At 70.4% G+C, this 14269-nt stretch carries 13 protein-coding genes; 7 read left to right on the forward strand and 6 right to left on the reverse strand.

Going from position 1 to position 14269, the window contains the following annotated elements:
* The first annotated feature begins 118 nt into the window (after positions 1-118).
* Complete coding sequence (locus DMH03_RS17315; RefSeq protein WP_125793074.1) at positions 119-1696, forward strand: SpoIIE family protein phosphatase; 1578 nt, start codon at positions 119-121, stop codon at positions 1694-1696.
* Here the strand turns inward: DMH03_RS17315 and DMH03_RS17320 are convergent.
* Positions 1679-2686 carry a DNA topoisomerase IB gene (locus tag DMH03_RS17320; RefSeq protein ID WP_199748910.1) on the reverse strand — a complete coding sequence of 336 codons (1008 nt, stop codon included), beginning with the start codon at positions 2684-2686 and terminating at the stop codon, positions 1679-1681. The genes DMH03_RS17315 and DMH03_RS17320 overlap by 18 nt on opposite strands.
* Before the next feature lie 99 nt (positions 2687-2785).
* Between DMH03_RS17320 and DMH03_RS17325 the strand changes: the two genes are divergently transcribed.
* Together DMH03_RS17325 and DMH03_RS42335 are read left to right on the forward strand one after the other, a co-directional pair.
* Positions 2786-3328: a type 1 glutamine amidotransferase domain-containing protein gene (locus DMH03_RS17325; RefSeq protein WP_125793075.1), complete on the forward strand. Its 543-nt coding sequence runs from the start codon at positions 2786-2788 to the stop codon at positions 3326-3328.
* 58 nt (positions 3329-3386) lie between these two features.
* Positions 3387-3563: a hypothetical protein gene (locus DMH03_RS42335; protein ID WP_199748911.1), complete on the forward strand. Its 177-nt coding sequence runs from the start codon at positions 3387-3389 to the stop codon at positions 3561-3563.
* Here DMH03_RS42335 and DMH03_RS17330 read toward each other — a convergent pair.
* Positions 3556-3942, reverse strand: coding sequence for a hypothetical protein (locus DMH03_RS17330; protein WP_125793076.1), 387 nt, complete (start codon positions 3940-3942; stop codon positions 3556-3558). The two genes, DMH03_RS42335 and DMH03_RS17330, sit on opposite strands and share 8 nt — an antisense overlap.
* 43 nt (positions 3943-3985) lie before the next feature.
* A complete protein-coding gene (locus DMH03_RS17335) occupies positions 3986-5311 on the reverse strand; it encodes a serine/threonine-protein kinase (RefSeq protein WP_125793077.1) in 1326 nt (441 codons plus the stop codon).
* Between the two features lie 145 nt (positions 5312-5456).
* Here DMH03_RS17335 and DMH03_RS17340 point away from each other — a divergent pair, with 145 nt between their 5' ends.
* Complete coding sequence (locus DMH03_RS17340) at positions 5457-6554, forward strand: hypothetical protein (RefSeq protein ID WP_125793954.1); 1098 nt, start codon at positions 5457-5459, stop codon at positions 6552-6554.
* A 139-nt stretch (positions 6555-6693) separates the two neighbouring features.
* Positions 6694-7524 (forward strand): SAM-dependent methyltransferase, encoded by an 831-nt coding sequence (locus tag DMH03_RS17345; RefSeq protein ID WP_125793955.1) that lies wholly within the window; start codon positions 6694-6696, stop codon positions 7522-7524.
* Between the two features lie 443 nt (positions 7525-7967).
* Here the strand turns inward: DMH03_RS17345 and DMH03_RS17350 are convergent, their stop codons facing one another.
* The 3 genes from DMH03_RS17350 to DMH03_RS17360 all read right to left on the reverse strand — a co-directional run bounded on the left by DMH03_RS17350 (position 7968) and on the right by DMH03_RS17360 (position 12074).
* Positions 7968-9809 (reverse strand): M48 family metalloprotease, encoded by a 1842-nt coding sequence (locus tag DMH03_RS17350; protein ID WP_233611544.1) that lies wholly within the window; start codon positions 9807-9809, stop codon positions 7968-7970.
* Positions 9810-10030: 221 nt separating this feature from the next.
* Positions 10031-10864 (reverse strand): aldo/keto reductase, encoded by an 834-nt coding sequence (locus tag DMH03_RS17355; RefSeq protein WP_125793079.1) that lies wholly within the window; start codon positions 10862-10864, stop codon positions 10031-10033.
* 28 nt (positions 10865-10892) lie between these two features.
* The gene (locus DMH03_RS17360) at positions 10893-12074 is read right to left on the reverse strand and encodes an MFS transporter (protein WP_125793080.1); all 1182 of its coding nucleotides are present in this window, start codon (positions 12072-12074) and stop codon (positions 10893-10895) included.
* Positions 12075-12216: 142 nt separating this feature from the next.
* On the opposite strand from DMH03_RS17360, the gene DMH03_RS17365 reads away from it, so the two are divergent.
* Positions 12217-12669, forward strand: coding sequence for a MarR family winged helix-turn-helix transcriptional regulator (locus tag DMH03_RS17365; protein WP_125793081.1), 453 nt, complete (start codon positions 12217-12219; stop codon positions 12667-12669).
* 135 nt (positions 12670-12804) lie between these two features.
* Positions 12805-14262 carry an amidohydrolase gene (locus DMH03_RS17370; protein ID WP_125793082.1) on the forward strand — a complete coding sequence of 486 codons (1458 nt, stop codon included), beginning with the start codon at positions 12805-12807 and terminating at the stop codon, positions 14260-14262.
* Positions 14263-14269 lie beyond the last annotated feature (7 nt).

The raw sequence follows: 14269 nt of genomic DNA on the forward strand, positions 1-14269 counted from the left end.
TCTCCACCACGCATGCCAAGCCATGGTCGTCGCATCAGCGTGCCATGATTCGACCTACACTTCGAGCCAGTCCGCCCGCTCACACTGCGCTACCCGCAAGGCAGGAGGAGGTCCGGGAATGGTGTCACGGCCCGCCCCGGCCTCGACGTCGCTCCCCTCGGAGTCGTCGACCACGACGAGCGAGGGCGCGCTGCCCGAATCCGGCAGGTTCTGGCGCGAGCTGCTCGAAGACGTCCGTGACGCGGTGCTCGTGCAGGACGTCGGCGGCGCGCTGCGCTGGTCGAATCCCGCCGCCCGTGAACTGTTCGGCGGCGGCCGCCCGGTGCTGACCGCGGAAGGCCCCGACGTCGGGCATGTCGAACACACCGGCCGCCGGTTCCCCGCGCGGATCCGGACACTGCCCGGCGGCTGGCACGCGTGGACGGTGACCTCCGCGGTCGCGGCCGACGGCCCGCGGGTGGACGGCTTCCTCGCCGCTTCGGCGCCCAGGCTCGCCTCCGCACGCGGACGGCACGGGACGGCGAAGGCGATCGCCGAGGTCGCCGCGGCCGAACTCGCCGACTGCGTGTTCGTCCTGCTGCCGACCACACGCGGCCGCTGGGAGTGGTGGAGCTGCGACCATCGCACCAACCACGGCCACGGCCGGATCCGCCGCGTCCCGGCCCAGCTGGCGCCGGTGCTCGCCGGCACTTTCGCCTCCACCGAGGAGCCCGAGGCCAAGGCGGTCCCGGAGGAGGAGGTCGCGACGCTGCCCGCGGTCGTCGCGGAACGGCTCGCCGTCCATCCGTCGGTGACCGTGGTCTCACTCGGGTTCGACGGCGGTGCCGGGGTCACCGGCGCGGTCGTGCTCGGCAGGCGTGGCGCGGCCGCGTTCGGCGAGGACCACCCGCGCGCGGTGACCGAGTTCGCCCGCGCGGCAGGTACGGCGCTGGCCAACGCGCACCGCTATGCCCGCCAGGAAGAGGCGACGCGCGGTCTGGAGACCACGTTGCGCCCGACACCGCCGCCCGACGTGCACGGCGTCAAGTTCGACGTCTGGTACGAGCCGTCCGGCGGGCTGCTCGACGTCGGCGGCGACTTCTACGACGTCCTGCCGCGGGAAGACGGCAGCGCGATGTTCGTCCTCGGCGACGTCTGCGGAAAGGGTGCCGAAGCGGCGGCGCTCACCGGCCGGGTCCGGCAGACCCTCGCCGCGCTCGACCTCGTCGAACACGACAACACGACGTTGCTCAGCCTGCTCAACTCCCTGCTCATCACCGGCGGCAGCGGCCGGTTCGCCACCCTGGTGCTCGGTTCGGTGCTGGCGGGCGAAGACGGTCTCGGCGTCACCTTGGCCTCCGGCGGGCATCCCGCGCCGCTGGTGGTGCGCCGCCGCGGCGGGGTCGAGGAGATCACCCTGCCCGGCACCCTGGTCGGCATCTCCCCGCAGGCCCGGTTCGCCGAGACGGCCATCCGGCTGGGCGAGGGCGACGTCTGCCTGCTCTACACCGACGGAATCACCGAAGCGCGGCATCACGAGCGGCCGTCGGACCTGTTCGGGGACGAACGGCTGCGTGACCTGCTGGTCGGCTGCCGGGGGCTGTCCGGCCGCGAGGTGGTCGCCCGGATCCGGTCCGCGGTGCGGGAATGGCTCGGCAGCGGGGCACACGACGACATCGCCGTCCTCGCCATCGAGGCGTCACGACCCGTTCAGTAGCCGCACCACCGCCCGCTCGACGATCTGCCGCGCCTCGTCCGGATCCGCCACCTTCCCGGCCCGCCGCATCGCGCGTTCGACGGTCCGATCCCGCCGGTACGCCTCGACCACCCGTGGGTCCACATAGGACCGTCGCGCCACGGCGGGCGTGTTGCCGAGCCCATCGGCGACTTCCGTCATCACGGCCTTCTCGACCCGCTTCAACCCTCGTTCGCTGGACGGTTTTTCCGTGTCCGCGAAGGCCGAAGCGGCCAGGACGGTGGCGTTCCAGGTGCGCAGATCCTTGGCGGTGAAGCCGTCGCCGACGATTTCCCGGAGCCGGTCGTTGATGTCGTCGGCCTTCACCTCGTGCCAGCCGTCGCCGTTGCGATAAGCGAGCAGGCGCACGTCGCCGCTCCGTACCCGCCGGAGGGAGCGGACCAGCCGCACCAGTGCCTCGTCACGCAGCCGGACCTTCCGCTGGATGCCGTGCTTCGCGGGGTAATCGCAGACGAGACATTCGTCGCGGAGTTCGACGTGCTCGCACAGCAACGTCGCCACCCCGTGCGTGCCGTGCTCGTCGGCATAGCTTTCCCCGCCGGTCCGGAAGACGCCCAGATCGATCATGCGGAGGGCACCGGCGAGCACCCGCTCCCGTTTCAGGCCGCGTGCGCCGAGATCCTCTCGAACCGTTTCGCGGAGCTTGGGCAGCTTTCGTGCCAGCGCGAGGACGCGTTCGTGCTTCTCCTCGTCCCTGGCCCGCCGCCATTCCGGGTGGTAGAGGTACTGCTTCCGCCCGGCGTCGTCCACCCCGACGGCCTGGATGTGGGTGTTCTCGTCCGGGGAGATCCACACACGCCGCCAAGCGGGCGGAATCGCCAGCGCGTCGATCCGCTCGATCGTTCGCCGGTCCTTCAGCGGTTCGCCGTCCGCGGTCAGATAGCCGAAGCCACGACCTCTGCGCCGCCTCCGGATTCCGGGGGACCCCAGGTCCGCTCGCCGAAGTCGCATGCGGGCTGATACCCGCCCCGGCGGGAGTTCATGCCCATGGTTCGCCCGGCCCGGTCCGGGGTAGTCGGAAAGCGACCACGACACAGGAGGGAAAACCCGATGGCGACATCGCTGAACGGACGCCGCGTGGCCATCCTCGCCGCGGACGGCGTGGAACAGGTCGAACTGGTCGAACCCCGCAAAGCGGTCACCGACGCCGGGGCGACGGCCGAGGTCGTCTCGCTGGAACCCGGCGAGATCCAGGCCATGAACGGCGACATCGACAAGGCGGACAAGTTCACCGTCGACCGGGTCGTCAAGGACGTCACGGTCGACGACTTCGACGCGCTAGTACTGCCCGGCGGCACGATGAATCCGGACAATCTGCGCGCGGACGAGAACGCGGTCAGCTTCGTCCGCGACTTCGTGAACAGCGGCAAACCGGTCGGGGTGATCTGCCACGGCCCGTGGACGCTGGTCGAGGCCGACGTCGTCCGCGGCCGCACGCTCACCTCGTACCCCAGCGTGCGCACCGACATCCGCAACGCCGGCGGCACCGTCGTCGACCAGGAGGTCGTCGTCGACAAAGGCCTGATCTCCAGCCGGAATCCCGGCGACCTGCCCGCGTTCTGCTCCGCGATCGTGACCGCCTTCGCGGGGTAAACGAGTGGCGCGCGTCACAGGGATGGGGGATCGTGGTGGCAGAAGAGGAGGTGCCGCGATGACCGTGCATGCCCGACGCTACGGCCGGTGGTGCCGTGAGCATTTCGACACCGAGCCCGAGCCGGATCCGAAACAGCCCGCGGAGGCCGCCACCACCCCGGACGTCACCGATGCCAAGGCCGAGCAGGCCCAGGCCGGTGACGCCCCCGAGGCGAAGCCGGGTTCGCTCAACTGAGCGTGCGCCGGTACCAGACCCGTTTCGGCCCGGGGAGGCCGATCCGTGAGACCAGGTCGGTCACCACGCCGCCGATGATCAGCCACAGCAGCGCGGCGAGACCGTCGTTGAACAGGGTGCGCAGTTTGAGGCCCTCCGGGGTGAACAGGTTGCGGAGCCCGAGCGAGACGCCGCGCGACCACTGGTCGATCAGCTGCGCGAACCCGTTCCGCGGATTGGCCTCACCGAACACGAGCAGGATGTGCACGATCAGCACCAGCGCGAAGATCCAGCACACCGCGTGGACGACGGCGTTGATGATCCGCACGGCGCGGATCCTGGCGGGTGTCCGTTCGACGATCTCTTCCTGCGGCTCGCGCGGGTCGTCGATGTAGCTCATCACCGTCTCCCATCCACTGCGGACACCCCGGCCGGGCGGTCGCTCAGCCGGGTGGCCCTGGCCTGCTCTTGGTCGGCGGGTTGGGTCTCGTTTTGCTCGGTTTGACCGAGGTTTCCGGCCGGTCGCTGGAAGCGGTCGTGCTTTTCGGCGTCGAGGTGGCGCCGGTGCTTTCGGTGGTGGCCGGTGGATTCGCGGAAACCGGGACGGCCTCGGTCACCGCGACCGTGCCCTGGGGCGCGTTCACGCCGCCTGTGGGCACCTCGACGGCCTCCGAGGACCGCGCTCCTTGACCTGCCACCGGAGCGGACGAACCGGTCGCCGCCGGGGGGAACATTCCGGCCGGCGGAGCCGGCGGGTTCGCCCCGGTCTGGTTGGCCGCCAGCAGGACACCGATGGTGATCGCGGCGGCGGGCGCGCTGATGGCGGCGACCACGGCCGCCCGCCTGCGGGTGGCGGGCGCGAGATGGACGACCTTCGTCCCGGTGGAATCCTCCAGGAGGATCCGCGAGATCGCCGCGGCCGTCGGGCGTTGCGACGGCTTCCGCGCGGTCATCCCGCGCAGCAGCGTCGTCATGGTCACCGACAGCCCGTCGGGGATCCGGGGCGGCCGGTGCAACCGTCCGACCGCGGCTTCGACCGGCGTCCCGGTGTACTCCCGTTCCCCGGACAGGCATTCGAGCAGGACCAGGGCGAGGGAGTAGATGTCGGCGGGCGGGCCGACGTTCTCACCGCGGACCTGTTCGGGCGCCATGTACGCCGCCGTGCCGACGACACCGCCGGTCTCGGTCACCCTGGTCGCGTCGAAGGCGTGCGCGACCCCGAAATCACCGATCAGCGGGCCGTCGCCGGCCATCAGGATGTTCGCCGGTTTCAGGTCGCGGTGGGTGATGCCGTGCGCGTGGACGTGCGCGAGCGCGTCGGTCAACCGGGCGGCCAGTTCGACGACCACGTCCTGGGACAGTGGGCCCGAGCGCAGGCGCTGGGCCAGATTCGGCCCGTCGACCAGGCGCATCGTCAGATAGGTGTAGCCGTCGTCGGAGCCCGCGTCGTACAGCGGGACGAGCCCGGGATGGCGGACCGCGCTGAGGGTCTCGATCTCCTGCTCCCGGCGGCGCTCGTCCCGGAGCATCGTGTCGGCGTGGAACAGCTTCAACGCGACTTCGCGCCCTTCGCGCAGGTCGTAGGCGCGGAAAACGCGCGCGGTCGCGCCGCGGCCGAGCAGTTCGCCGACTTCGTACCGGCCTGCGAGCCTGCGCGGCAGATGGTCCGGGTCGTGGACGTTCAGGCTGAACCGTCGCTCGGTGGTCCCGGCGTCGGGCTCGCCGGGGTCCTCGACCTCACCGTCAGCGCGCGGACCCGCGTCGTCCATCGGTGCTACCTCCGTCTCACCGGCCGAACGCCGTATACCCGGTCCGGCCCCGGGTGAAACAAGGTTCGACAGCGTAGCGGAGATGATCTGCGGGTTCACCCCGAACGGCGGGCAACCCCGGCGGGGGCCGGACGTCTCGTTGGTCATGAAGCCGAACCGGTGGGCCGCGCTCGCCGCCATCGCACTGACCGCCCTGGCCGTCTTAACTCCGCCCGCCGCCGCCGATTCGGCTGTGCCCAAGGGTTTCGCTCCCGCTTCGACGAGCTGGACCGGACCGCTGCGCGGCTTCGTCCTCGGCTTCTTTCCTTGTGGCAGACCGGGATGGTGCGCGTCCCTGCTGTCGACGGCCGACGGCGGGAAGCGGTGGCGGCGCGTCGGCGAACCGCCGATCTCGTTGCCGGACAACCACAATCAGGTCAAACTCACGGTGGTCGACGAACGCGACGTCTACCTCTCCGACGGCACCCGGCTGCTCGCCAGCCGCGACGGTGGCGGCAAGTGGTCCGAGGTCCGGCTCGCCGGAGCTCGGGAGCCCTTCTATATTTCGAAAATCACCGAAGCGGGGCCTCGGGTGTTCGCGATGGTGACAGGTTTCGGTAGCCCGTCGACGACGACGCTGTACGCGGGGATCTCCGGAACGCGGCTCCTCCAGCCCGTCCCGGGGTTCACCGTCACCGGCTCGTCCACCTACGGGGACGTCGCCACCAGCGGCGGGATCCAGGTGTCGATGGGAGCGGACTACCGCGTCCAGAAGTACTGGACGTCGTCCGACGGCCTGACCTTCGCGCCCGCGCCGCCGCCCTGCCCGGCGGACAGCGCGGCTTCACTGAGCGGAGTCCGGCAGGGGCACGTGCTGGCGTTGTGCAGCGGCGGACCGGGGACACCGCAGCCGGGGGCGACCGTCCGGCGGCTGTGGCGCGCGCCGAAGCTCGGCGGCCACTTCACCGGAACGGCGCAGGCGCCCACCCTCGGGATCAACCAGAGCTTCAGCGCGGCGTCGCCCACGTCGGCGACCGTCGCGGCGGAAGGCGGCGGCACCGGATTCCTGCACAGCACCGCCGACGGCGGCGCGACCTGGACGACGACGGAGCTCAGCGGCCGCGGCGTCTGCCTCAACGACCTGGACTTCCCGGACGAACGGGTGGGCGTGGTCGTGGACGGGCTGCCCGACGCCGACGGCGGATCGGCCGTGTACCGCACCACCGACGGCGGTGGCACGTGGCGTGAGCTCGCCTTCGGGTGATCGTCGCAGGTGGGCAAGGCCCTTGGGGAGGTTCACGGGGATGCACGCCATGTCGTAATCTGTGTACGGTCCGTCGATGTCGAGGGAGCCGTGGGCACGTTCACGTGGCCCGTGCGCGGCTGAAGGGTGGAACGTGTCCATGACTTCGGACGAGGTCCGGTCTGTGCCGAGGCGCCCGCTTCCCCTCGACTACAGCAAGCCCAACCTCGCCCGGATGAAGGACGTCCTCCTCGGCGGGCACGACCACTACGAGGTCGACAGGCGGGCGGTCGACGACGTGCTCGCCCTCGCCCCCGACGCCGCCGCGATGGCCAAGGAGTTCCGCTCCTGGGCGAACCGGGTGGTCCGGTTCCTCGCCGGCGCCCGCGGCATCGACCAGTTCCTCGACCTCGGCTCCGGCCTGCCCACCGCGGAGAACACCCATCAGGCGGCGCAGCGGTACAACCCCGACGCGCTGGTCGTCTACGTCGACCACGACCCGGTCGTCCAGGCACACGGGCTGGCACTGCTGGAAGACCACCTCGTCCACGTCAGCGGCGCTGATCTGACCGATCCCGAGCAGACCCTCGCCGATCCGGTGGTCGCCGAGTACATCGAACTCGACCGCCCCGTCGCGGTGATCCTGAACTCCGTGCTGCACCACATCGAAGACTTCGGCAAGGCGCAGGCCGTCGTCCGCGCCTACGTCGACGCGATCGCACCGGGGTCCTACGTACTGATCACCCACGACTTCACCCCCGGCGAGGGCGCCCGCGCGGCGCTCGCGCGGAAACTCGACGACCTCATGGGCAGCACCGGGCACCGCACGGTGCACCGGAACCGCGAGGAGATCGAGTCCCTGTTCGACGGGCTGGAGATCCTCGAGCCCGGCGTGGTCCACCTGCACGAATGGTGGCCGGAAGGTCCCCGCCTCGCGCCGCTGACCGAGCTGAACCACCTGAGCCTCGGCGGCGTGGGGTTCAAGCTCTAGGTTGCCGGTCCCTCTGGCACCACCAGTGACGGCGGCGGCTCGTGAAGGACCCCTTCCCTCGGCTCAGCCGAGGAAACTCGACCTTCACGTACTTCCGGCGGGCAAGCCGGGCAGTCACTCGTGCGGTGGGATTCGTAAGGGGTAAGGCAAACGTGTCGTGTTTAGGGTGAGACGGTGGGCTGGGTGACGCGACACCGCACTCGCGAGTGCGGCATCAAGACACGCCTTGCCGAAGTACATGAAGGCCCCCTTCCTTGCGTCTAGCGCAAGGAAGGGGGCCTTCATGTACTTCACGACCGGCGCCGAGGTCACAGTCGTCCCACCGTCACCAGAGATCACATCTGAAAGTAGCGAAAGCCTCCTTCCCTGCCGTCAGAGTAGGCAAGGAGGCGCTCACTACCAGGAGAACGAGTACGCGGGAGTGACACTGGCGCCGCCCGGCCTCAGGCCTTCAGTGAGCTGAAGAACGCCTTCAGTTCGTCGTGGGCCGTGCCGAAGTCCTCGGTGTTGCCGGTGATCGCGAGTTCCAGTGTTTCGCCGTCGGACAGCTCCATCGTCAGGTACACGGTGAGTTTCCGGCGGGGGAAACCGCCCGCGACGATGTCCGTGAACGGGATCCGCCGCGCGCCCGGTTCGGCGCGCAGATCGTCGAGGCCGCGCTCCCGCAGCTTCCGGATCCGTTTGCGGTCCGACACCCCGCGCGCCCCGATCAGGCCGGCGAGTCCGCGGCGGACCAGCACCGAGCGCGCCATCGGCAGCAAGATCACTTCGGTGTCGCAGACGATCAGGTCGTAGAGCCTCCGCTTGGCCTTCAGCGCGGTGAACAGCCCGAGCATCCGTGCTTCGGCGGGATCGGGCTCGGGCTGGGGTTCCTGCTTGCAGAAGTACGCGGCGGGCACGTTCAGCAGTTGCAGGTTGTGGACCAGTTCGTCGACCGCGCGCGGGCTCCGCACCGCCGGGGCGACCAGCTCGGCGACGTCGAACGGCTCGCCGTCGCCGAGGCACAGTTCCCAGCCGCCGCCCCAGTTCAGGCGGTGCGCGGCGACGCCGTTGTCGATCATCGCGGCGGTGACGGTGTCGGCGAACAGCTCGGTCAGCAGTTCGAGGCCCTCTTCGCGGGACGGGGCCCGCAGGGGTCTGGCGAGCGCTTCGGCGTCGCCGTCGCGCAGGACCCGCACGACCTCGCCGATCGTGCCGCGCGGCGCCAGCCTGCTTTCGAGCCCGGCCGAGGTCAGCAGCCTTGCGCCCTCCGCCACCGACGCCCGGCCCGCGCGTTTGACGACCTCGTCCCAGTCCGCCCGCGGCCCGACGTCGCGGATCAGCACGTCCAGCTCCGCCTCGGGCACGTCGACCTTCGGCGCCCCCAGCAGCGACCAGCCCGGCCGCGCGTCCGGCTTCACCGGGTTGTCCGGCACACCGGCCAGCGCGGCGATCCGGCGCTTCGTGGGCGGATGGCTGTCGTACTTCGACAGCTCTTCGCTGTCGATGATGTCTTCGGCGTACTCGGCCACCCAGTCTCGCTGGACGGGGTGATTGAGGTACGACCGGAACCCCAGCAGCACCGGGGGAGTGCGCCGCGCCGTCGCGCCGAGTGAGAGGTAGCGCTCGGCGTAGTCCTTCCAGAGCGGGCTCAGCGTCGCGACCTTCCGCAGCGCCGCGGCCGCCGTCCGGCTGCCCGCCGCGAGCACCGACGCCTCGTCGGCCTGCAGTTCCTGCCGCCGGTTCGCCGACCGGGCGACCAGCAGGTACAGCTTCGAGTAGGCGGAGAGCAGCGCCCTGGCGGGGCCGCCGTCCAGCCTGTCGACGGTGAAGGCGAGCGTCTGGGTGCCCCGGTAGGTCAGCGCGAGCAAACGGGTGTGGCCGCCGCTGTAGTGCCCGAGTTCGTGCGCCAGCACCGAACGCAGCTCGCTCACGCTCATCGCGGCCAGCAACGGCAGCCCGATCAGCATCGTGCGGCGCCCCTGCCGCAGACCGAGGAACCGGGCGTCCTCGCTGACCGCCGCGTTGATCTCGCCGATCAGCACGATCTCGTCCGGCGGCCGCGTCTTCACCTGGGCGGCGAGGTCGTCGATCATCTCCCACAACGCGGGATGGGCGTCGCGGCCGAGCCGCGGCCCTTCGATCGGGGGACGCCGCGCCCGCAACGCGCTCACCAGCCCGAAGCCCAGCGCGATCATGACCGCGAGCCCGGCGAACATGACGTACATGCCGATCTTGCCCTGGATCCGCAGGCCCGCCAGCACACTGGCGACACCCACCGCGACGACCACCACTGGGAACGCCACGAGCAGAAGTGTCGCGAGGACGGCGCGTCCTCGGGCCTGCATCGTCCGGTTACCTCTTTTCGCACAAGTGCCGTCTGTGCGGCCGAATAGTAACCGGCTACACAGCGGGCTCGTGCCGGAACAAAGAGCTACGCCCACGACCTGCGAACACGCGATCAGTCACCTACTTGCGCTCACTGGGCGCGCGAGGCCGCAAGTAGGTGACCAATTGCGGGAAGGGGCTAGGCGACGTTGAAGGTGTCGGGGTCCGGGCCAGTGCGCTCGCCCCGGTCCAGCACGGACAGCGACGCGATGTCCTCCTCCGACAGCGTGAACCCGAAGACGTCGAGGTTCTCCTTGATCCGCGACGGCGTCACGGACTTCGGGATCACGACGTTGCCGAGCTGCAGATGCCACCGCAGCACGATCTGTGCCGGGGTGCGGCCGTGCTTCGAAGCGAGCGCTTTGATCGCGTCCTCGCCGAGCAGGTCGCCGCCCTTGGCCAGCGGGCTCCACGCTTCGGTCGCGATGCCGTGCTTCGCGTCGTACTCGCGCACTTCGGCCTGTTGCAGGTACGGGTGCACCTCGACCTGGTTGACCGCCGGGGTCACGGAACCGGCGTCGAGAAGCCGTTCGAGGTGCGCGGGCTGGAAGTTGGACACGCCGATCGCGCGCACCCGGCCGTCGGCGTAGAGCTTCTCGAAGGCCTTCCACGTGTCCCGGTAGAGATCGCGCTCCGGCGTCGGCCAGTGGATGAGATACAGATCCAGTTTCTCCAGGCCGAGTTTGGTCATGCTGGCGTCGAACGCCTTCAGCGTGGCGTCGTAGCCCTGTTCGCTGTTCCACAGTTTGGTGGTGATGAACAGTTCGTCGCGGGCGATCCCGGACTCGGCGAGCGCCTTGCCGACGCCCGCTTCGTTGCCGTAGATGGCGGCGGTGTCGATGCTGCGGTAGCCCGCGTCCAGCGCGGCCTTGACGGCGGCGGTGGTCTCCTCGTCCGGCACCTGGAAGACGCCGAACCCGAGCTGCGGCATCTCCACCCCGTTGGTGAGCTTGACGGTGGGAATGTCGGTCACTTGCGTTCCTTTCGTGGGTATTCGCGGGTCAGGCGGCGGGGGCCAGTTCGGCGCGACGAGCCTTTCGCCGCCCGCTGTCGAGCATGCCGGAGATGACCGCGACCAGCAGTCCGGCGAGGGCGAGCCCGGCGCCGATCCAGTTGGGCGCGGTGTAGCCGAGACCCGCGTCGATGGCCTTGCCGCCGAGCCACGCGCCCGCGGCGTTGCCGAGGTTGAACGCGGCGATGTTGGCGGCCGAAGCCATCGCGGGCGCGCCTTCGGCCTTGTTCATGACGCGGGCCTGCAGCGGCGCGACGGTCGCGAAACCGGCCGCGCCGAAGACCGCGATGGTGATCGCGGCGGGGAGCTGGGCGTGCGCGGTGAAGACGAACACGACCAGCACGGCCGCGAGCACGGCGAGGATGACGTACAGGCTGGGCATCAGCGCCCGGTCGGCCGCCTTGCCGCCGACCAGGTTGCCCGCGAACAGCCCGGCGCCGAACAGCACCAGCAGCCAGGTCACCGCGCCGGGGGAGAAGCCGGCGACCTCGGTCATCATCGGGGCGATGTAGGTGAAGGACGCGAACACCCCGGCGAAGCCGAGTGCCGTCATCGCCAGCGCGAGCCACACCTGCGGACGCCGGAACACGGCCAGTTCGCTGCGCAGTCCCGCGCTCTTCGTCGTCGACTGGACGGGAACCAGCGCGAGGATCCCGATCAGGCCGATCACCCCGAGCGCGCTGACCGCCCAGAACGTCGAGCGCCAGCCCAGCGCCTGCCCGAGCGCGGTACCGGCGGGGACGCCGAGGACGTTGGCGACGGTGAGCCCGGTGAACATCATCGCGATGGCGCCGGCTTGCTTGTTCGGCGCGACCAGTGAGGCCGCGACGACCGCGCCGACGCCGAAGAACGCGCCGTGCGAGAGCGCGGCGACCACGCGGCCGGTCATCAGCAGGCCGTAGGTGGGGGCCAGCGCGGAAACGACGTTGCCGGCGATGAACAGGACCATGAGGCCGACGAGGACCGTCTTGCGCGGCACCCGCGACGCGAGCGCGGTGAGTACCGGGGCGCCGACCACGACGCCGAGCGCGTATCCGGAGATCAGCAGCCCGGCGGAGGGGATCGAGACGCCGAAGTCGGCCGCGACCTCGGGCAACAGGCCCATGATCACGAACTCGGTGGTGCCGATCCCGAAGGCGCTGATCGCCAATGCGAGCAGAGCGGCAGGCATGGGGTTCTCACTTCTTCCCGTAGAGTGGGGTTACTGGCGTGAGCAACTACGAGCGTCCGAAATAGTTGCACGCGCCGTATATTGCACACGCTTGATGATGCAGGACGCAACGAAGCTTGGGCAACCGGGGAAGAGGTGAACCGTGTCACTGGCCGACGACGCCGTGGAGGCACGCGCGCAGGGCTGGCGGACCCTGGCCGCACTGCACGCGCGGATCGAGGACGCGCTCGAGCGTGCGCTGGCACAGAAGCACGAGCTGTCCGTCACCGAGTACACCGTGCTGGACGTGCTCGCCCGCCAGGACGGGTTCCACCTGCGGATGAACCAGCTGTCGAACGCCGTCGTGCTCAGCCAGTCGGCGACGACGCGGCTGGTGTCGCGGCTGGAGGACCGGGGACTGCTGCAGCGGTACCTGTGCCCGGACGACCGGCGGGGGATCTACACCGAGGTCACCCCGGCCGGGCAGGAACTACTCGCGGCCGCGCGGCCGACGCACGACACCGTCCTCACCGAGGCACTCGCCGCCGCCGAGGAACTCCCCGAACTCGCGCCCTTGGTCGCCGCGCTCGGAAAGCTCACCTTCGCCCGCTCCTGAACTCTCGCGTTCAGTCCTCTGGATGCGGTAGTTGGCATCACGAACCACCGCATCCAGAGGGCTAAACGCGGGCGGGGGCGTGCGCGAGGATCGCAATCAGAGGACTAAACGCGGCCGGGCTGGCAAGGTGAGGGCGTGGAAGATCTTCTGTTGCGCCGGGTCCGGGTCGGCTTGGCGGGTTCCCTGTCGGACGTGCTGATCAAGGACGGGCGGATCGCGGCCATCGCGGGACCGGGGCAGGCGGGTGAGGCGTCGGAGATCCTGGACGGGCACGGCGGCACGCTGCTGCCCGGCCTCGTCGACGCGCATGTGCACACCGCTCAGTGGTCCGCCGCGCGCCGCCGGATCCCGCTCGGGGAGGCGACTTCGGCCGCGCACACGGTCGAACTCGTGCTCGCCCATCTGCTGGCGAATCCCGTGCCGCCCGGACATCTCGTCCTCGGCGCCGGGTTCCGCGACGGCCTCTGGTCCGACGCCCCGCACAAGGACCTGCTGCAGAAGGCGCTGCCCGGGCATCCGGTCGCGCTGTTCAGCGCCGACCTCCACACGCTGTGGCTCAGCCCGGCCGCGCTGAAGCTCATCGGCCGCGAGCATCCGACCGGCGTGCTGCTGGAGAACGACTGCATGAGCGCGACGGCCGAACTCCCGGTCGCCCCCGACGACGTGATCGACGGCTGGGTCGCCGACGCGCTCGACGCGGCGGCCGCCCGCGGTGTCACCAAGATCGTCGACTACGAGTACGCCGACACCGTCACCGACTGGCGGCGACGGCTGGCGCGGAAACCCCTGCCGGTCCGGATCTCCTGCGTGATCGCGAAATACCTGCTCGACACCGCCGTCGAACGCGGTCACCGCACCGGCGACGTCCTCGAAGACACCGGCGGCCTGCTCACGGTCGGCCCGTACAAGCTGTTCGTCGACGGTTCGCTGAACACCCGCACCGCGTACTGCGTGGGCCACTACGCCGGAACGGAGTCCCACGGGCTGCTCGAACTGCCGCCCGAGGAGCTGGAACCGTTGATGCGCAAGGCTTCCGAATACGGTCTTTCCCCCGCGGTGCACGCGATCGGCGATCACGCCAACAAGATCGCGCTCGACGCCTTCGACGGCGTCGGATGCTCGGGCCGCATCGAACACGCGCAGCTGCTGTGCGCCGAGGATGTCGCGCGCTTCGCCGAACTGGGTGTCGTGGCGAGCGTCCAGCCCGCCCATCAGCCGGACGACCGCGACGTCGCCGACCGGCACTGGCACGGCTGGACCGATCGGGCCTTCCCTTACGGCGCTTTGCATCGCGCCGGGGTGCGGCTGGAGTTCGGCTCCGACGCGCCGGTCGCGCCGCTGGACCCGTGGGACGCGATCGCGTCGGCGGTCAGCCGCACCGACGACGACCGCCCGCCGTGGCATCCCGAGCAGGCCATGCCGCTGGAGGCCGCGCTCGCGGCGTCGTCCGGCGGCCGGACCGGAGTGGCCGTCGGAGACGTCGCGGACCTGGTCGTCACCGCGGTGGACCCGTCGCGGCTGTCCCCGGCCGGGCTGCGCGACATCCCCGTCACGGCCACCGTCATGAACGGGCGGGTCACCTACGCGGCTTGACCCTTTC

The sequence above is a fragment of the Amycolatopsis sp. WAC 01376 genome, assembly GCF_003947415.1.
GTDB lineage: Bacteria > Actinomycetota > Actinomycetes > Mycobacteriales > Pseudonocardiaceae > Amycolatopsis.